Here is a 20129-nt window from a genome sequence, read left to right as displayed (position 1 = left end):
ATCGAAGTTTAAGCTAGTTGCTTAGTGTAAGGTTTTATGCAGACCTTGTAAATCATAGACATGCAATTCATCCAGATGACGCATGCCCTGCACTGCCGCCTCAGCTCCCGCAATTGTCGTGTACGTCGGCACACGAGCGGCTAACGATGACACGCGAATAGCACGTGAATCGGTAATTGCGCTACGCTTCTCTTCAACGGTATTGATGACCAGAGCGATTTCGTGGTTCTTGATGATATCAACTACGTGCGGACGACCTTCAGCAACTTTATTAATCGTGCCAACCGGTATGCCTGCCGCGGCAATGGCTGCGGCCGTACCCTTGGTCGCCACTACGCTAAAGCCCATCTCGACCAGATCGGCTGCGACTTTTACTGCCCGCGGCTTGTCACTGCCTTTCACACTCAGGAACACCTTGCCTGATGTCGGCAACTTGATACTGGCACCGAGTTGCGATTTCACAAAAGCTTCGCCAAACGTCTTGCCAACTCCCATGACTTCGCCAGTGGACTTCATCTCTGGCCCGAGAATCGTATCTACACCCGGGAACTTAACGAACGGGAATACGGCTTCTTTGACGCTGAAATAGGATGGCACAACTTCTTTGTGAACACCTTGCGAAGCCAGTGATTGCCCTACCATGCAACGTGCAGCAATTTTAGCTAACTGCAGGCCTGTGACTTTAGAAACATAAGGCACCGTGCGGGATGCGCGCGGATTTACCTCCAGCACATAGACAACGTCTTTACCATCCTGTTGTTGAATTGCGAACTGTACATTCATCAAACCAACAACATTCAAACCTTTTGCCATCAAAGAGGTCTGGCGTTTCAGTTCATCTATTGTGTCGGCTGCCAGGGAATATGGCGGCAATGAACACGCTGAATCACCGGAGTGCACGCCTGCCTGCTCGATATGCTCCATTACACCACCAATGAAGGTGTGTTCACCATCAGAGATACAGTCAACATCCACCTCAATTGCATCGTTCAGGAAACGATCTAGCAACACAGGAGAATCATGCGACACCTTGACGGCTTCACGCATGTAGCGCTCAAGATCACGTTGTTCATGCACGATCTCCATCGCACGCCCACCCAATACATACGATGGACGAACCACCAGCGGATAACCGATTTCCTGCGCCAGAGCCAGAGCCTGCTCTTCAGTGCGGGCGGTACGATTTGGCGGTTGACGCAAACCTAAGGTATGCAACATTTGCTGGAAACGCTCGCGATCTTCTGCGGCATCAATCATATCCGGTGACGTACCGATGATCGGCACACCATTCGCCTCCAGATCCAGAGCAAGTTTCAGAGGCGTCTGTCCGCCGTATTGAACGATTACGCCAACTGGTTTTTCTTTATCGACGATTTCCAGTACATCTTCTAATGTCAAGGGCTCAAAATACAAACGATCCGATGTGTCGTAGTCGGTAGAAACTGTTTCGGGATTACAGTTGACCATGATCGTCTCATAGCCATCTTCACGCATTGCAAACGCCGCATGTACGCAGCAATAATCGAATTCAATACCTTGACCAATACGATTGGGACCACCGCCCAGCACCATGATTTTTTTCTTATCCGTCGGTGCAGACTCACACTCTTCTTCATATGTCGAATACATATACGCAGTCTTGGTTGCGAACTCTGCGGCACAGGTATCTACACGTTTATAAACAGGACGGATATTCAACGCATGACGACGTTCGCGCACTGCCTTATCGGTTGTTTTCAACAACTTTGCGAGACGACGGTCAGAGAAACCTTTTTGCTTTATTTTTAACAGCACTTCTTTATCAAGGCTGTCTAAAGTCTGATGATCCAGCCACAATTCGATATCAACGATATCTTTAATCTGCGCCAGGAACCACGGATCAATATGCGTCAATTGATGCACTTCTTCAAGCGTAAAACCGAGGCCGAATGCATCACCTACATACCAGATACGATCCGGCCCAGGCTCACCGAGTTCTTCCTCAATCACCTCACGGTCCAGAGTTTTCTGGTTCATCCCGTCTACACCAACTTCCAGGCCGCGCAAGGCCTTCTGGAACGATTCCTGAAACGTACGTCCAATCGCCATGACCTCACCGACCGATTTCATTTGCGTCGTTAAGTGACTGTCCGCCTGAGGAAATTTCTCAAAAGCAAAACGCGGTATTTTAGTTACCACGTAATCGATTGATGGTTCAAAAGACGCTGGTGTTGCGCCACCCGTAATTTCATTGCGTAGTTCATCGAGAGTGAAGCCAACCGCCAGCTTCGCAGCGATCTTGGCAATCGGGAATCCGGTTGCCTTAGACGCTAATGCAGAGGAGCGCGATACACGCGGATTCATCTCAATCACAATCATGCGGCCATCCGCTGGATTGATGGAAAACTGCACGTTAGAGCCGCCAGTATCCACTCCAATTTCACGCAAAACTGCCAGTGAAGCATTCCGCATGATTTGATATTCTTTATCCGTCAACGTTTGCGCTGGCGCTACGGTAATTGAGTCACCGGTGTGTACGCCCATCGGATCCAGATTTTCAATCGAGCACACGATAATGCAGTTATCCGCTTTATCGCGCACGACTTCCATCTCGTATTCTTTCCAGCCAATTAATGATTCTTCAATCAGTAATTCACTGGTCGGAGATGCTTCCAGACCGCGTTTGCAGATAGTTTCAAATTCTTCTTCGTTGTAGGCGATCCCACCGCCGGTGCCGCCCATGGTGAACGATGGACGAATGATGACCGGGAAGCCCAGCGTGCGCTGTACAGCCCATGATTCGTCCATGGTGTGCGACACGCCAGAGCGGGCCGAACCCAGCCCGATCTTGGTCATCGCATCTTTAAACTTGGAACGGTCTTCGGCCTTGTCAATCGCTTCTGGCGAGGCACCGATCAATTCGCAATTGTATTTGCTTAAGATACCGTGCTTGTGCAAATCAAGTGCGCAATTCAGCGCGGTCTGGCCGCCCATCGTCGGCAGAATCGCATCTGGTTTTTCTTTCGCGATAATACGTTCAACGACTTGCCATGTAATCGGCTCAATGTAGGTGACATCCGCCATTTCCGGGTCTGTCATGATCGTTGCGGGATTACTATTGACCAGGATGACTCTGTATCCCTCTTCACGCAAGGCTTTGCAAGCCTGTGCACCGGAATAATCGAACTCACATGCTTGTCCGATGATGATAGGACCGGCACCAATGATCAGAATACTTTTTATATCGAGACGTTTAGGCATTTTTATTTTTCTCCTGTTTTTGCCTGCGCTTTTGCGGCACTCATTAATTGGGTAAAGCGGTCAAACAGGTAGGCGATATCATGCGGTCCCGGCGATGCTTCGGGATGTCCCTGAAAACAAAATGCCGGCTTGTCAGTACGCGCAAAACCTTGCAAGGACCCGTCAAACAGGGACACATGCGTCACGCGGCAATTTGCCGGCAGTGAGGCAGAATCAACAGCAAAGCCGTGATTTTGCGATGTGATCAACACTTGCTTAGTATCTAAATCCTGCACGGGATGATTCGCACCATGATGGCCGAACTTCATCTTCAAAGTTTTAGCGCCAGACGCCAGCGCCATAATTTGATGACCAAGACAAATACCGAAAGTCGGGATACCTTTTTCGATCAATTCTGTGGCAGCAGCAATCGCATAGTCACACGGTTCCGGATCACCAGGACCATTAGACAAAAATACGCCATCTGGATTCAGTGCCAACACATCAGCAGCCGAAGACTGAGCAGGCAGTACCGTCACTTTGCAACCACGCTGCGCGAGCATACGCAAGATATTGCGTTTAACACCGAAGTCGAAAGCCACCACATGAAATTGCGGATCAGCCAACTCACCATAACCCTGACCGAGCGCCCATTCCGCTTCAGTCCAGTTGTAAGACTTGGTAGTCGATACGACTTTCGCCAGATCCATTCCTGACAAACCTGGAAATGACTTCGCTAACGCGATGGCTTTCTCTGCATCGTTACCAACCAGAATAGCGCCACCCTGCGCACCTTTTTCCCGCAAAATCCGCGTCAATTTACGCGTATCGATACCGGCGATGGCTACGATGTTTTGCGACTTAAGATAATCGGCAAGCGATTGTTCGGAACGAAAATTCGATACCAGCAGCGGCAAGTCTTTGATGATCAGACCGGCTGCATGGATTTTGTCAGACTCGACATCCTCTGAGTTCACACCGGTATTACCGATATGCGGATAAGTCAGGGTAACGATCTGGGAGCTATAGCTTGGGTCCGTCAGGATTTCCTGATAACCCGTCATAGAAGTATTAAAAACGACTTCACCGATGGTGTGTCCTGAAGCGCCTATGGATACACCGGTAAAAATTGTCCCGTCTGCGAGGGCAAGAATGGCGATGGCATCTTGTTGGGGACGTAAAGACTGCGGAAATGGCAGCAAGGGTAACTCCTGTATTGTTACCGTCGCTACGCTGCGCCGAAATACTCGTCATGAATGCCCACGCACAATCTTCGCGTAGCTGGGGACGATTTTAAGGTGCGATGTGGATTTGGGTATGCGATACGACGGGATTTGGATTGGCTAAACCCTCGAATTATAGCGCAAATACGCCTCTCGGGCAAACCAGAATCATAGAAAAAGGGCGCAAATCACATGAATCACCATGCCAATTTGCACCCTTCTGCTTTAAACACCTGCCATACCGAATAGCTAATCAATCCGCTCATTAGCCTGTTAGCGGGAGCTTGATCGCATGAAAATATCAGGCCTGCAAGGCGGCAATGCCAGCCTTTGCAATCTGCGCATCTTCTGACGACTTAACGCCTGAGACACCAACAGCACCAACGCAATGTCCGTCCACCATAATTGGCACACCACCTTCCAGCATGCCTTCAATGTACGGCGCACTCAAGAAAGAGAAGCGACCATTGTTAATAATATCTTCATAAATTTTGGATTCACGACGACCAAGCGCTGCCGTAGTCGCCTTGGCAGGTGCGATTTGTGCGGAGATAGGCGCCACACCATCCAGACGCTGCAACCACATCAAATGACCGCCGTCGTCAACAATCGCAATGACAACCGCCCAGGAATTCGCCTTCGCCTCAGCCTCTGCTGCTGCTGCGATTGTCTTTACATCGTCCAAAGTTAATACGGGTTTAGTTTGCATCATTGCCTCCAGGTAGAAATGTGAGCGGATTGTACGTCAAGCCAGTTCGCTTAAGTATACAAACTGTTTTAACAATTTGATCAGTTTCCGGCCGGGATTTCGATCAAAATGCATCTCAAAATAAATATCATTTAGTTAATTATTACAATTGACGAGTTTACATTCCACAATAGTTCGCTTAAAGTTGGGCGGTTTTTCCAACTAGGTGCAACGATGCTAATAACAATTTCCCGACATCCAAGGAAAGTAAAATTAGTCCTTACTGTACTACTCGCCAGCGCCCTGCAGCTTACTCTCTGCACATCTAGTCAAGCCGCAGAAAACCCCTTCCCAGAATCATCTACTGCCTATCTGAAATTTCAGGAACTACGTGAACGCGCATCCAATCTGACCGTCAAGGCAATGGATATGCTGGGCATACGCTACAAGCGTGGCGGCAATACACCTGAAAATGGCCTTGATTGCAGTGGCTTTGTAAGACTAGTTTTTAAAGATGCGCTGGGTGCAGAATTGCCAAGAACTTCTCATGAGATCAGCAAAGTCGGGGAAACCGTAGAGCAAAAAGATTTACAACCTGGCGATCTGGTTTTTTATAACACGCTGCGCCGTGGCTTCTCTCACGTCGGTATTTATCTCGGGGATAACAAGTTTATTCACTCACCATCCGCTGGCGGGCAAGTGCGGATAGAGAGCATGGACATCGCGTACTGGAAAAAACGCTTTAACGGCGCCAGACGAATCAACGAAGAAGAGAAAAAGCAAGACAGCAAGCCTTAAACTTAGACTCCCCCTATTTTCATCAAAAACCTGCCTTATCCCGCAGCTTCTGCGCCGCGACAAAAATATACTTAGTGGGAGTATATGATTTCAGTAAGAAACCAAACACTTAGCTGACTACTTAACTAACCGTTATTTTTCCTGCATCAGACGAATTTTTTGCTTAATGTCAGCCATCGCCGACATTGCCGCTTTTTCCCCCGCCAGAATCGCCAGGTTACGTCCGGCAAAATCACTACCCTTCATACTCGCCAGCTCAGGCTTGATCACGACGTCGGCATTTTTTAATTCAAACTGATTCAAACTTTGGCCCATGATGGTAAAAGTTTGCATCAATACTTCCAGAGAACTGGATGCAGCCTGCGAATCTGGCTGCGAAGAAATATTTACCGCAATAACAAAATCCGCCCCCATCTCGCGCGCAAAGCGCACCGGCACCGGCGACACCAAACCACCGTCAACATATTGCCTGTCATTGATTTTGACTGGTTGAAATACGCCCGGCACTGCGGACGATGCCCGCACCGCCAGACCCGTATTCCCGCGCTGAAACAAGACTGGCAAGCCAGTATGCAAATCCGTCGCAACCGCACCGAATGGCTTCTTCAATTTTTCTATAGGTGTTTGCCCTACCGATTTATTCACGTAAGCCTGTAGCGCATCGCCCTTCAACACACCGCTAGTTTTAGCAAACAAAGGCAAAGACCAGTCAGAAATGGTCGCCTCATCCATATCCAGCGCCATTTTTTGCAAGGCGAAGCCATTATTCCCGGCAGCATACATCGCGCCGACAACACTGCCCGCACTGGTACCCACCACGATATCCGCATTAATACCCTGCGATTCCAGCGCCTTAATGACTCCGATATGCGCAAACCCGCGCGCAGCACCACCACCCAGAGCGAGTCCGATACGTATCGTTTTAGGCACCTTCACCACAGGGAGAGGCAAAGGCGGCGCAACCACCTGAACCGGCGCCGAGACACAAGCTGACAGCAGTGACAACACTAATAAGGACGAGCAAACACGGGATAATTGACACGCAATTTTTTTGAGCAACATGAGGGGCATTAGGGATAGGAAAAAGGTGAACAGGCAACCCACATACAAAAAACCCACGTTCTCAAAAGAGCAACGTGGGCTTAGATCCTGCTAAATTTTTGGCGGAAGCGGTGAGATTCGAACTCACGAAGGGCTCACACCCTCGCCAGTTTTCAAGACTGGTGCCTTCAACCACTCGGCCACACTTCCGTACTTACTATCAATCTTCAGATTAGCACAAACACAAACGGCACCAACCTTCCAAGCCCGTTATTATAGCAATGTTCTGTAGGTTTGCGGCATTTATTTTAATCCGATCAAACAGAAAAATGAAAACCTTCAGTTAGCATCTCTGTGATCTGCTCAGGACTCACTGGTCGCGAAAACAAATATCCCTGCACTTCATCGCAACCTGCGTCTTTTAAAAATGATAGCTGCTCCCAATTCTCGACGCCTTCTGCAATCACTTTGTGACGCAATTTCTTCGCCATGCTGATAATCGCACCGGCGATCGCGCAGTCATCATTATCCGTGGGTACGCCCTGAATAAACGAGCGATCAATTTTCAGCGTATTGATAGGAAACCGCTTCAGATACGACAAACTTGAATAGCCAGTACCAAAATCATCGAGCGACAGCGTCACGCCCAGCGCGGCAATTTCATCCATGATCGTGACGACGCTCTCGGCGCTGTGCATCAGCATACTCTCGGTAATTTCTAATTCTATCCATGCTGGTGATATCTGGAATTGGGCCAGCGCCTCACGAACCCGGCTCGGCAAGGCTGATGTGAACTCTTTAGCCGAGACGTTAACCGCGATTCTGAAAGGCGCAATCTCCATTACCTGCCACTGTCTGGCTTGCTCGCAGGCGGTCTCCAGAACCCAGGCATCAATCTGCAAAATCAATCCCGTCTCTTCTGCAACAGGGATAAATTCGGCTGGCGATATCATGCCCTTTTTAGGATGATTCCAGCGCAGCAAAGCCTCAACGCCAATCATCTGACCGGTCAGAATATTCACTTTAGGCTGATATAGCAGGGAGAATTCTGCATGCTGCAAGGCGCGACGCAAACCTGATTCCAGATATAACCGGCCAGCAATGGTGCGATTCATTTCGTTATCGTAAAAGGCATAACTACCGCTGGCGCGCTCGACGTTGCGCTTTGCCTTAAACATCGCGATATCTGATTTTTGCAGCAACTGGTCCGCCTCCATGCCGTCTTGCGGATAAATACTGATGCCGATGCTTGCACCGATACGCAGCTCATGACCTTCAACCAGAAAGGCCTGATCTAAGGTCGTCAATAATTTTTGCGCCACCAGACCGGCATGAATATCCTGAGGTATGTCGAGCAAACCAATCGCAAATTCATCGCTACCTAAGCGTGCAATCACATCATTTTCACGCAATGCCAGACGAAACCGTTCTGCGACTTGTTTCAGCAAGAGATCACCGATTGCATGGCCCAGCGTATCGTTAATCGGCTTAAAGCGATTCAGATCGATAAATAAGAGTGAGCCTATCGAATTATTCCGCTGCGATTGCAGCAAGGCCTTATCGACCAGTTTTTTAAACAAAGTACGATTCGGGAGATCGGTCAGCAGATCATAATAAGCGAGATGATTAATCTGCTCTTCAGCACGTTTGCGTTCGGTGATATCACTAAGATAACCGATCATCCCTATCGGCTGCGTATTGGAGTCACATAAAGGTGAAAGACTCAGGCTAGCCCAAAAAACTTCACCCGATTTTTTACGGCGGCGGACTTCCATTTCACGCCCGCCATCCTCCAGAAAAGAATCGAATAAGCGCAAGCCATCAACTTCTTCCTCGTCGTAAAGAAACAAGATATTTTTACCAATGGCTTCGCTGGCGCTGTAGCCAAACAAATTTTCTGCCCCACGATTCCAGCTGATAATAAAACCCGCCAGATCCATCGTGATCACGGACTCGTGAATCTGATCGAGAATTTGCGATTGCTGTAACTGGGTTTCGGCAGAGGCTTTGAAGCGCTGGTCCAGCTGCGCTTTGGCCGCTAACAATTTAGCCGTAAGTTGCGCCAGAATCGCCAGCTTTGCCAGATCGGAGTCGGAGTATTCACCCTTCTTACCGGATAGCACATAAAAGGCTTCGGCCGAAACCTGGCAAAGCTCATGCTCTGCGCTGATGGTCTCAGTAAGTTGCGGCACAAACCTGACCCCGGGAGAATTGACGATCGACTGAGCGATACGTGTTAATTCTTGGTCGAGATGATGACCCTGCATACATAAGACCGCCTCGCCAAGCGACGCACCCAAACTAAACTCTGTCAGCGTCTTGGTCTGGTTCATCTACATGTCCTGACAAACCTGATTCACCCAGACATAGGCCTTGATCATGGCCACATAGTAGTCCGCCTCAGTGACACCAATCGCCGCCAGGCGCTCACTATCCATTGCGCCATCATCACAATGTGTACGGTCAGCACAACAAACGAGCGCCAGTTGTTGTCCTAATACACCTTCGCGCTGTAGCAATGCGGCAAGCACTTCATCTAGCAAGTTCAGAGGCTGCAGAATTTCACTGAGCGGACTGCCAAACAAGATGTCCAGCAACGAGAACATACCGACCATGAATGCGCAATCTTGCTCATCCCTGTTACCGCCGTTTTTTTGACACAACGCCTCCATCAGGCTGGCACGAAATGCCGCACGCAACATGAGAGGATTCAGCGCACCGCCGCTATCTTGCTGACGGGCGTATAACAGTAATTGCAACCAGCGTTGCAATTGCCGGCGTCCCAGCAGATTAATCGCTTGTCCAAAACTAGTGACCTTGACCGTCTGTGCAAAGGCGGCAGAACTGACCAGTTTAAACAGCATAAAAGACAAACTGCTGTCCTGCTTAAACAATTCCTCCAACTCCCTGGATTCTGCATCACGTGATACCAAGCCTAATAATTTCAGCAACCGTGTTCTGGCACCGGCGTCACCGGATTTGCCGCCGGAAGCAGGATGAAACGCATAGTCACCTGCAAACAGATTAAACCCTGCGTCAAGGGCTTCTTGTAGCTGCGCCGATGTTTCTAATTTTTTGGCGACACGCATGCCGCTTTGCAAACCGGATAACCAGGGCTTGATGTAGAACGGCACTCCGGCATGACAATCGACTGCGACTGCTGCGGTATCTTCCCAGGTCAACTCTGACCGTGAAGCGAAGTCGTCAACCACCAGACGCACACCTTTGCTCGCGAGATAGTTGAGCCTGGTTTGCACGTCTTTATCAACACATGCCGTCTCAGGGATCAGAAGAGCTACTTTGGATGAGCCGATACGCTCATCAATATCCGCGGGCAATACTGCAGGATCGTCGATGGGGATAAATAAGAAAATTTCAAGCAGCTTTTCAAAAAATTCACATTGCTTGAATTGCTGCAATAACTGAAGAGACTGTGCAACAGAGTTCGCCTCAAAATGCATGCTCAACGCGGCAAGCTGTTGCTGATGATTGACGACAGGAGAAAGAGGTGTAACCGGTAATTTAAAACCATTCGCGTTTGTCATGGGCTGGTTTTTACTCTTGGAGTAGTTTTTAAGTCATCACGAAATACTAAGTTGAAACTTGTAAAGTTGCAACATCAATTAAAGTTTTACTTTAAGTTGTGTGACGTAAAAAAATACACCGGCAATGATTGTGATCAATATTTTTTGTCAGGGCTCGTCCTTTAGGAATAAGGTTTGCAGATCGTTCAAAAACCGACGGCCTAATTCGGTAGGGCGAATTGTTTGGTGATCCCTGCTGAGCAAGCCTTTTTGCTCCGCAATCGTCAATTCTTTTTCCAGATCGTTCAACAACAAACTTGTCCGTTCGTTGAATAAGTTCACAGCGAAACCCTGATTCAGTCGCAAGGCATTGAGCATGAATTCAAAACCCACCTCATGTCGTTGAATTTCCACAGTCTCCTGAACTGCTGCACCGCGCAAACTTTCCTCTATGTATATTTTCGGTTGCTTGTACCGCATTTGACGAACAATTTTATGCGGAAACGTCAACTTAGAATGCGCTCCTGCACCGATACCGAGATAGTCGCCAAAATTCCAGTAATTCAGATTGTGGCGTGATTCGCGGGTTGGCTTCGCATACGCAGAGACTTCGTAATTACCGTAACCGGCAGCAAGCATCCTGGACTGAATCAACTCCTGCATCTCCGCACTCAGATCATCATCCGGAATCACTGGCGGGAACTTGGCGAAATAGGTGTTTGGCTCCAGCGTCAAATGATATAAGGACAGATGCGGCGGCGCACAGGCGATAGCGGTCTCTACATCTGTTTTCGCTTGTTCCAGCGTCTGTCCGGGCAAGGCAAACATCAGATCAAGATTGAAGTTCTCAAAATATTGTTGTGCTATGTCGATCGCACGCCTGGCCTCATCGCCGTTGTGAATACGACCCAGCGCTTGCAAATGTTGCGAATTAAAACTCTGGATGCCAATCGACAAGCGATTGATGCCGCTATCACGGTAAGAACGAAATTTTTCCGTTTCAAAGGTGCCGGGATTGGCCTCTAAGGTAATTTCAGCCGCGCCGTCAACTGGCAATAAGGTGCGCACATCTGACATCAGGCGATCCAGTCCGGCGGCCGACATCAGGCTAGGCGTCCCGCCACCAATGAAGATCGTGTAAATCTTACGTCCCCAGATCAGGGGCAAAGCCGCTTCAAGATCTGCACGTACAGCATCCAGATAGAGGTTTTCATCGAAACTGGTTTTTACTTCATGCGAATTGAAATCGCAATAAGGGCATTTTTTGACGCACCAGGGAAAATGTATATACAGCGACAGTGGCGGCAAGCTAGTGAAATTGAACTGACCGGCACCCAGAAAGTGGCTTGCCACGTCTTGTGGCACAGCGGATAAGACCGTCTTTTTCTGCGATACAGGAACCGAAGAAATCGGTTTGATTGGAATCATGGTAGTTTCTTACACACGTAGATTTGACGCTAAACGGGGAGCTGCGTAACAGATCAGAAAGAGAATCTGCAGGCTAGGTAAAGCTTCCAGAGGCATTTAAGGCCAGAAGGCGCACCAGCATTGCGGGTTGAATTTTACAATCACAATGAAATGAGCTCACAGGACTGACAGCGCACTATTGAAAATTCTCCTCCAACACCGGCAACGATACCGCAGGTACATCGGCACACCAGTGCCTCAAATTGTTCAGGCCAGCTTTTCAAGCAGGATACGCAAGGCCTGCCCACGGTGCGACAACTGACTTTTTTCTGCGGGCGTCAATTCCGCAACGCTCTTGCCCAAAGCTGGAATCCAGAAATGCGGATCGTAACCAAAACCGTGCGCCCCTTTTGGCTGATCAATGATCTCACCATGCCATAAACCATCGGCAATCACAGGCTGAGGGTCATGCTCTGAGCGGACGTACACCAAGACACAATAATAATAAGCCGACTTATCTGCAAATCCTGCCAGTTGCTGTATCAAATGCTGATTGTTTCGCGCATCGGATTTTGGCTCGCCAGCGAAACGAGCGGACAATACGCCAGGAGCACCTTGCAAAGCATTCACACAAATGCCAGAGTCATCTGCCAGAGCCGGCAAGCCCGTCAGTCGCGCCGCATGCCGCGCTTTGGCCAGGGCATTCTCTAGGAAGGTGAAATAGGGCTCTTCTGCTTCGGGCACTTCAAATTCAGATTGCGCATGCAATGAAATACCCAGGGGCGATAGTACATGGAAAAATTCTTTCAGCTTGCCTTGATTATTTGAGGCAAGCACAATTTTTTTTCCACTGAGCTTTCCACTGACTTTTACGCTCATAGCAGGTGCAATCTCAGACATCATGGCTACATCAATCCCAATACTTGTTTTTGTAAGTCGATCAGATCCGCGATCCCTTCCTGCGCCAGATCCAGCAAACGATTCATCGTAGCACGATCAAACGCGACGCCCTCAGCAGTACCCTGCACTTCAACAAACTGCCCTTGCTCAGTCATCACGACATTCATATCGGTATCGCAAGCAGAGTCTTCTGGATAATCAAGATCCAATACCGGCATACCCTGAAAGACCCCGACTGAAATCGCTGCAACAAAATGTTTTACCGGCACGGCTGCAATGACGCCACGCTCAACCAGTTTTGAGAATGCATCATATGCCGCAACCATGGCACCGGAAATCGCTGCCGTACGGGTGCCGCCATCAGCCTGGATCACGTCGCAATCAATATGCAAGGTACGCTCACCGAAAGCTTCCAGATCAAATGCGGCGCGCAGTGAGCGGCCAATCAGGCGCTGTATCTCTTGCGTGCGACCGGATTGCTTGCCTTTCGCCGCCTCCCTGTCCATACGGGTGTGCGTAGAGCGAGGCAGCATGCCATATTCCGCAGTCAGCCAGCCCTGCCCTTTGCCCCTCAGAAAACCAGGAACTTTATCTTCGATACTGGCGGTACAAATGACGCGGGTATCGCCGAATTCGATCAATACCGAACCTTCGGCATGTTTAGTGAAATGGCGGCTGATCACGACGGGACGCAATGCGTCCGGCGCACGTCCGCTTGGACGAATAGAATGAGGCATAGGAGTGAATAATTTAAGGTTTAGTAGTAACGCGGGATGATTTATGAATCGCATTGCGGATTTCCGCAATCGCTTTTTCAATTTCGGCTTCGTTGAATGCGTCGGCTTCAACATTGTCCTGCTCGCCGGGAGCAGGCGCTTGTATCGTGGTCGTAATCGATCCTATCGGCAAGGTATTGGTCGAGATGATGGAAGAGTCTTCTAACCTGTCATCGCCTTCCCACATCATTGCCAGAGCCGTCACATTATCGCTTTGCTTGCCCGCGATATCGACTGCGGAACGGATCAGCTCAGGCACGGCCCGCACGATGGTGTGATCGTTTAAACGCTGTGCCAGCATATGATCCGGCAAGACTGACCATAATCCATCCGAACATAAAAAGATCAGATCGCCTGCCTGCAAGGTGGCGCGACGGGATAACTCGACAATCGGTGCATTCGGCGCACCGAGGCAGTTAAACAATTTATTCCGGTCAGGGTGGGTATGACGCTCCGACGGATCAACTTTACCCTGAGCGATCAAAGTCTCCAGACGCGAATGATCTTTAGTGCGCAATAAAATCTGGCCCTGACGCATCCAATACAGACGCGAATCACCACAATGCGCCCAATATGCATGACCATTCTGAATCAGACATGCAACGATGGTGGTACGCGGCGTCTCAGGTAAATTATGCAGTTCACGATAACGATGAATCTCTTGATGAGCCGCAAAAAAACTGTCTTCCAGAAAGCGTTCCGGGCGCCCTATCATCGGATGGGCCTGCTGCTGAAATAAATTACCGATCGTTTGCATTGCGATAGTTGCGGCCATTTCACCCATGATGTGACCGCCCATGCCATCAGCCAGCAGCAACAGGATCACATCGCGGGTAAAGCTATAGCCCATGCGATCTTGATTGACCTTGCGGCCACCAATATGACTTTCTTGATAAACGGAAAAACGCATGGATTAAATTCTAAAAACAAGTAAGGTCATTGGCAACATACCGGCATAACTGAGGCGAACCAAATCAAACAATCCATGCCAGACCCGTACATGGACAGACTGGATCCGGCATTAATGTACGGTATGGTCTTGTATCGTTGTGTGGTCGCTTTCGACAGGCTTCTTTCGGGCTGGCGCAAATAAGGATGTTAGTTTTTGCGTGGCTTTTTCCAGCATAGTCAGTTCTTTCTGCGGCTGCTTTTGTAACTGCAAGGCTTTTTGTAGCGCGAACACACTTTGCGGCCGTTCCAGCGGATCCATTTTCAGGCACCAGCGCACCACTTCAATCAATTCGGGAGAATACAAACCATCAAGTTTGCGATAATGGTTTTCCATCTTATCGCCATTTTTACGCTGATCCGATGGCTGCGGCGGTGCACCGACCATGCAGGCAAAAATCGATGCGCCTATGCTGTAAATATCAGTCCACGGTCCTAGATTGCCATTTTTTGAATATAGCTCCGGCGCGGCGAAACCCGGTGTGTACATCGGATACAGCTTAGGCAGATCGGTCTTCAGGGTTTGCCGTGCGGCGCCAAAATCCAGCAAGATCGGCGTCCCGTCAAGACGCAGATAAATATTCGCCGGTTTTAAATCCAGATGCAGCAGCTTGTTGGTGTGAACTTCACGCAAGCCATTCATCACGTGATTAAACATACGACGAATGAAGCGTTCCGACACCAGCGGTTTTTCACCTTTATCACGGCGACGCAAGATATGTTCTTGCAACGAGCGGCCAGACTCATAGGCCATCACCATGTACACCGTTTCATTGGCACGGAAAAAATTGATGACGCTGACCACATTCGGATGTGCAATACGCGCCAGTGCACGACCTTCCTCAAAAAAACATTTGAGACCGATACGGTAGATCGGTAAATTTTCCGGTGAAATCGCAGGTACCAGTTCGCCCTGCTGACGCAGTGCCAGCGAGCTTGGCAAATACTCTTTGATGGCAACTGCATTGCCATCCTCGTCCGACGCCAGATAAACAATACTGAACCCGCCGGATGCAATTTTCTTTACAATGCGATATCCAGCAATCTCCAGCCCGTCTGGCAAGGGTGCGTTATTTTGTGCGGCCATATCGTCCTAAATCCGTTGATAGAGAGGATTGTGTTGATGTTTGGTGATTTTGTAAAGGATAACAAGAAAGCAAACTGCTTCCCTACTGCAATATTGTCGCCAAATGTAACCCTCCGTGCTAATACGCACTGCGCCGGACAATGCAACATTCTGTGCAAGGTTCAACCTATATGAACGTATTAAACGTATTCAATTTGCACTAGCTTTGCATTTATTTTGCATTTATTTTTTAACTTACCGCATTACAAGGAAATTACGTGAGCATTTACAGCATGACCGGCTATGCCGCCCAGACCCATGAAACCGATGCCGGCACCATCACGCTAGAAATCAAGAGCGTGAATTCACGTTTTCTGGACTTGCAATTCCGTATCAATGACGATTTCAGGTCGGTAGAGCCGCTATTTCGCGAGGCGATTTCCCGCAAACTGGCACGTGGCAAGGTCGAATGTCGCTTCAGTTTCGGCAAAAAAACCAGCAGCGGCAATTCTAAGGCATTAAATGCAGACGTTCTGGCTCAAATCGCATCATTTCAAACACAAGTACGCCAGCAATTCCCTGACGCTGCGCCGTTGACCAGCAACGAATTACTACGCTGGCCGGGTGTGATTGAAGAGGCCGAAATCAATGCCGACGCTCTGCAATCTGCGATCGTCAACGGCATTGACACGACATTGACAGCATTTATCATCAGCCGCGAACGGGAGGGTGCCGCGCTGGCACAAGTCCTGACCGACCGTATCGACGCGATGGAAACCATCGTGACCAGAATCACCCCCCTGGTGCCACAGGTTGTACAGCAGTTCCAGCAAAAAGCTATCAGCCGCATGGAAGAGGCACTGGGTCTGTCGCAAGCCAGCACCAACACAGCAGCTCAAACCATCTCGCGCGAAGAGATCCTCGACAGAGTCCGGCAGGAAGTCACCTTGTACGGCATCCGCATCGACGTCGCAGAAGAATTGTCACGCTTGTCAGCACATCTGACCGAAACTCGACATATCCTGAAAAAAGGTGGACAAGTCGGCAAGCGTCTCGACTTTATGATGCAAGAACTTAACCGCGAAGCAAATACCCTGGGATCGAAAGCCGCACTGAAAGAACTGGCCGATGCTTCCATGGAATTAAAGTTGCTGATCGAACAAATGCGTGAACAGGTACAGAATCTTGAATAGACCGGAACTTTTCTTTATACTACTGCCAGTATATTTTAATCACTAGGTAAAGCTTGCGCAAACTGCCTAGTTTTAAAGCATACTCCCCAAAAAATCATAATTGAGAAGCTTGAGAACCATTATGTCCGCATCCAAAGCCACTGCAGGTAGTCTGTTTATGGTTGCCGCCCCATCGGGTGCGGGCAAATCGACCCTGGTGAATGCTTTATTGGCGCAAGAACCCGCCATCAAGCTATCCACCTCTTACACTACTCGCCCACCGCGCCCAGGTGAGCAGGATGGTCGCGAATATCATTTCACGACGATAGAGGATTTTTTGGCACGCAAGGCGCAGGGCGAGTTTCTCGAATCAGCCGAAGTCCATGGCAACTACTACGGCACCTCCCGTATCCTGATTGAACAGCAAATGCAGGCCGGTACCGATATTTTGCTGGAAATCGACTGGCAAGGGACGCAACAGGTTAAAAAGCAATTTCCGGACGCGGTCAGGATATTCATCTTGCCGCCATCAATCCCGGCACTGGAAGAACGACTGAAAAAGCGCGGACAAGATGAACCGCACATCATTACCCGTCGAATTCTAGCCGCTGGCGGTGAAATGGCGCACGCTCCCGAGTTCGAATATGTTATTATTAATCAAGAGTTTGCAACCGCCTTGGCAGAACTCAATGCAGTCGTCAAGGCAACCCGCTGCCGCTTCCCGCAGCAAGCAAGCCGCAATGCAGCGCTGTTTGCCCAACTGGGCATCCATGCCAACCCATGATAGAAAGAAAGAAAATGGCACGTATTACTATTGAAGACTCATTGAAAAACATCCCTAATCGCTTTCAATTGACCCTGTGCGCTACGTATCGCGCGCGTCAATTATTGCAAGGTCACACACCAAAAGTGGACTCAAAAGACAAACCAACCGTTGTTGCCCTGCGTGAAATCGCAGAAGGTAAAATTGGCATTGAAATGTTGAAAAAAGTACCTCTTTAATTCTGTAGCGCTACTACCGTGAAACGGCTGGGAACTAAACGGAATGAATCTTATAGACAGCAATTCTTCTGTTCCAGCCGCGGTCTCTCCTGAGAAGGCCGCCCCACGACGATCATCCTCAAAATCGACCTCATCGTCCTCTTCTGTATCGCCCTCCTTGCCAGAAAATCCTGTTCCACGCACACCAGCGACCGGTGTTGCCTCTATCACCGCACTGACCACTCGCTTAGCTGAATATCTCTCGCCTGCTGACTTAAAGCTAGTCAAGGAAGCCTATCGCTTTTCTGATGAAATGCACTTGGGACAAGTCAGGCGCTCGGGTGAGCCTTATATCTCGCACCCGATTGCGGTAGCTGAGATCTGCGCGGAGTGGAAACTCGATGTTCAGGCAATCATGGCGGCATTACTTCATGATGTGATGGAAGATCAGGATGTCAAAAAAGAAGAGCTGATTGAACGCTTCGGTGCGCCAGTTGCGGTGCTGGTTGACGGTTTGTCAAAGCTGGAAAAAATCGAATTCCAAAGCCAGATCGAAGCGCAAGCCGAAAATTTCCGCAAGATGCTGCTGGCGATGGCGCGCGATGTGCGCGTCATTCTGGTCAAGCTGGCTGACCGGCTGCACAATATGCGCACCCTGGGTGCAATGAAACCGGAAAAACAGCGTCGCATCTCTCGCGAAACGATGGAAGTCTATGTGCCGATCGCACACCGGCTCGGTTTGAATAATATTTATCGCGAGTTACAAGATCTGGCTTTTGCGCATTTATATCCAATGCGTTATCGCACACTCGCTAAAGCCGTCAAAGCGGCGCGCGGCAATCGTCGCGAAGTCGTCAATAAGATCATGGAAGCAGTAAAAACTGCGTTGAAAGAAGCCGGACTTGCGGCCCAGGTTTTTGGCCGTGAAAAAACCTTGTATGGCATTTATCGCAAAATGCACGATAAGCACCTGAGCTTTTCACAAGTGCTGGATGTCTACGGTTTCCGTATCGTTGTTGATAATTTTCCGAATAGCTATTTCGCCCTCGGCACTTTGCATGCTCTGTATAAGCCGATGCCGGGCAAATTCAAAGATTACATCGCCATTCCCAAAACGAATGGTTATCAATCTCTGCACACCACGCTGATCGGCCCCTACGGTACACCAGTTGAGTTTCAGATCCGCACGCAAGAAATGAATCAAGTCGCCGAGTCTGGCGTCGCCGCACATTGGCTCTACAAAAATGAAGACGGCAATCTGACAGATCTCCAGCAGCGTACCCATGCCTGGCTGCAATCCTTGCTGGATATTCAAAAGCAGACCGGGGATTCTGCTGAATTTTTAGAGCATGTCAAAGTCGATCTGTTTCCTGATTCGGTCTATGTATTCACACCAAAATCGAAAATTATCGCCCTGCCACGCGGTGCAACGGCACTCGATTTCGCATACAACATTCATACCGATATCGGCGATCAGGCGATTGCGACACGGATTAATCATGAGCCGGTTCCGTTACGCTCCGAATTAAAAAATGGTGACATCGTTGAAATCATTACCTCGCCAAACTCTCGCCCGACACCAAACTGGCTGACCTATGTACGCACAGGTAAGGCACGCTCGGCTATCCGCCATTATCTGCGCACCATCAACCTGAATGAATCGACAGAACTCGGCCGTCAATTGCTGGCACAGGCCCTGGTCGCAGTACATCTAAATCCAGAATTGCCGGATAGCCTGGTCGACAAATTACTTAATGAATCAACCGCCAAATCACTGGAAGAAATTCATACTGATATCGGGATTGGCAAACGCATGGCGGCACTGGTCGCCCGGCATATTCTGGATTTGGTGGAGGACGATTCTCCATCGATTCCTTTCCAACAATTTGCTGGCGACAAACTCAATACCAAACGAGATCCTGTCATTATTTATGGCAGTGAAGGCGTTTCGGTTCAATTGGCGCCGTGTTGTTTACCGATTCCCGGTGACGGGATTGTTGGTCAACTCAAGCGCGATCAGGGATTAGTGGTGCACACCGATGATTGCGACAATGCTAAACGCATGCAAGTGAAAGAACCTGACCGCTGGATTGACGTGAGTTGGGGTGAAGACCTGAACCGTCGCTTTGATAGTCGCGTCGTCGTGATGGTCAATAACGAGCGAGGTGCGCTGGCAAGGATTGCAGCAGAGATTGGCGAGTCAGACGCCAATATCAGTCACGTCAGCATGGAAGATGGTCAGGCCAACGACATGACCAATATCCATTTCACCATCCAGATTGAGGATCGCACTCACCTCGCCAGACTGATGCGCAATGTGAAGCATCTCAATGGTGTCGCCAAGATCTGGCGCGAGCACGGTTGAATTAAACTCTTCACATAGTTC

General features: G+C 49.3%; 16 protein-coding genes and 1 tRNA gene. 5 read left to right on the top strand and 12 right to left on the bottom strand.

What is annotated here, in order from left to right; translation table 11 throughout:
* Nucleotides 1-21: 21 nt before the first annotated feature.
* The 3 genes from carB to ACO0K4_RS18515 form a co-directional block, all read right to left on the bottom strand.
* On the bottom strand, nucleotides 22-3240 hold the full coding sequence (gene carB, locus ACO0K4_RS18525) for a carbamoyl-phosphate synthase large subunit (protein WP_422958153.1): 3219 nt from the start codon (nucleotides 3238-3240) through the stop codon (nucleotides 22-24).
* Nucleotides 3241-3242: 2 nt separating this feature from the next.
* Nucleotides 3243-4418 (bottom strand): glutamine-hydrolyzing carbamoyl-phosphate synthase small subunit, encoded by a 1176-nt coding sequence (carA, locus tag ACO0K4_RS18520; protein ID WP_422958168.1) that lies wholly within the window; start codon nucleotides 4416-4418, stop codon nucleotides 3243-3245.
* 325 nt (nucleotides 4419-4743) lie between these two features.
* The gene (locus tag ACO0K4_RS18515) at nucleotides 4744-5151 is read right to left on the bottom strand and encodes a GlcG/HbpS family heme-binding protein (protein ID WP_422958167.1); all 408 of its coding nucleotides are present in this window, start codon (nucleotides 5149-5151) and stop codon (nucleotides 4744-4746) included.
* A gap of 213 nt (nucleotides 5152-5364) precedes the next feature.
* Here ACO0K4_RS18515 and ACO0K4_RS18510 point away from each other — a divergent pair, with 213 nt between their 5' ends.
* The gene (locus ACO0K4_RS18510; protein WP_422958152.1) at nucleotides 5365-5928 is read left to right on the top strand and encodes a C40 family peptidase; all 564 of its coding nucleotides are present in this window, start codon (nucleotides 5365-5367) and stop codon (nucleotides 5926-5928) included.
* A 132-nt stretch (nucleotides 5929-6060) separates the two neighbouring features.
* Here the strand turns inward: ACO0K4_RS18510 and ACO0K4_RS18505 are convergent, their stop codons facing one another.
* From ACO0K4_RS18505 to ACO0K4_RS18465, 9 genes are all read right to left on the bottom strand, one after another.
* Complete coding sequence (locus ACO0K4_RS18505) at nucleotides 6061-6999, bottom strand: patatin-like phospholipase family protein (protein ID WP_422958151.1); 939 nt, start codon at nucleotides 6997-6999, stop codon at nucleotides 6061-6063.
* A 90-nt stretch (nucleotides 7000-7089) separates the two neighbouring features.
* Nucleotides 7090-7179, bottom strand: a tRNA-Ser gene (locus tag ACO0K4_RS18500).
* Between the two features lie 107 nt (nucleotides 7180-7286).
* Nucleotides 7287-9302 carry a putative bifunctional diguanylate cyclase/phosphodiesterase gene (locus ACO0K4_RS18495; protein ID WP_422958150.1) on the bottom strand — a complete coding sequence of 672 codons (2016 nt, stop codon included), beginning with the start codon at nucleotides 9300-9302 and terminating at the stop codon, nucleotides 7287-7289.
* On the bottom strand, nucleotides 9303-10514 hold the full coding sequence (locus ACO0K4_RS18490) for an EAL and HDOD domain-containing protein (RefSeq protein WP_422958149.1): 1212 nt from the start codon (nucleotides 10512-10514) through the stop codon (nucleotides 9303-9305).
* Between the two features lie 147 nt (nucleotides 10515-10661).
* Nucleotides 10662-11921, bottom strand: coding sequence for a radical SAM family heme chaperone HemW (hemW, locus tag ACO0K4_RS18485; protein WP_422958148.1), 1260 nt, complete (start codon nucleotides 11919-11921; stop codon nucleotides 10662-10664).
* A 246-nt stretch (nucleotides 11922-12167) separates the two neighbouring features.
* A complete protein-coding gene (gene rdgB, locus ACO0K4_RS18480) occupies nucleotides 12168-12803 on the bottom strand; it encodes an RdgB/HAM1 family non-canonical purine NTP pyrophosphatase (protein ID WP_422958147.1) in 636 nt (211 codons plus the stop codon).
* 2 nt (nucleotides 12804-12805) lie between these two features.
* The gene (gene rph / locus ACO0K4_RS18475) at nucleotides 12806-13537 is read right to left on the bottom strand and encodes a ribonuclease PH (protein ID WP_422958146.1); all 732 of its coding nucleotides are present in this window, start codon (nucleotides 13535-13537) and stop codon (nucleotides 12806-12808) included.
* Nucleotides 13538-13550: 13 nt separating this feature from the next.
* Nucleotides 13551-14486 carry a PP2C family protein-serine/threonine phosphatase gene (locus ACO0K4_RS18470; RefSeq protein ID WP_422958145.1) on the bottom strand — a complete coding sequence of 312 codons (936 nt, stop codon included), beginning with the start codon at nucleotides 14484-14486 and terminating at the stop codon, nucleotides 13551-13553.
* Between the two features lie 111 nt (nucleotides 14487-14597).
* Complete coding sequence (locus ACO0K4_RS18465; RefSeq protein ID WP_422958144.1) at nucleotides 14598-15611, bottom strand: serine/threonine protein kinase; 1014 nt, start codon at nucleotides 15609-15611, stop codon at nucleotides 14598-14600.
* A 272-nt stretch (nucleotides 15612-15883) separates the two neighbouring features.
* On the opposite strand from ACO0K4_RS18465, the gene ACO0K4_RS18460 reads away from it, so the two are divergent.
* From ACO0K4_RS18460 to ACO0K4_RS18445, 4 genes are all read left to right on the top strand, one after another.
* Complete coding sequence (locus tag ACO0K4_RS18460; RefSeq protein WP_422958166.1) at nucleotides 15884-16783, top strand: YicC/YloC family endoribonuclease; 900 nt, start codon at nucleotides 15884-15886, stop codon at nucleotides 16781-16783.
* 121 nt (nucleotides 16784-16904) lie between these two features.
* Nucleotides 16905-17546 carry a guanylate kinase gene (gene gmk / locus ACO0K4_RS18455; RefSeq protein ID WP_422958143.1) on the top strand — a complete coding sequence of 214 codons (642 nt, stop codon included), beginning with the start codon at nucleotides 16905-16907 and terminating at the stop codon, nucleotides 17544-17546.
* Nucleotides 17547-17560: 14 nt separating this feature from the next.
* Nucleotides 17561-17764 carry a DNA-directed RNA polymerase subunit omega gene (rpoZ, locus tag ACO0K4_RS18450; RefSeq protein WP_262838389.1) on the top strand — a complete coding sequence of 68 codons (204 nt, stop codon included), beginning with the start codon at nucleotides 17561-17563 and terminating at the stop codon, nucleotides 17762-17764.
* A gap of 43 nt (nucleotides 17765-17807) precedes the next feature.
* Nucleotides 17808-20108, top strand: a complete 2301-nt coding sequence (locus ACO0K4_RS18445; RefSeq protein ID WP_422958142.1) for a RelA/SpoT family protein — start codon at nucleotides 17808-17810, stop codon at nucleotides 20106-20108.
* Nucleotides 20109-20129: the final 21 nt, after the last annotated feature.

Origin of the sequence: Undibacterium sp. RuTC16W (assembly GCF_049339445.1) — a bacterium.
Classification (GTDB): Bacteria; Pseudomonadota; Gammaproteobacteria; order Burkholderiales; family Burkholderiaceae_D; genus Undibacterium.
This window is presented reverse-complemented; position numbering and strand designations above follow the sequence as displayed.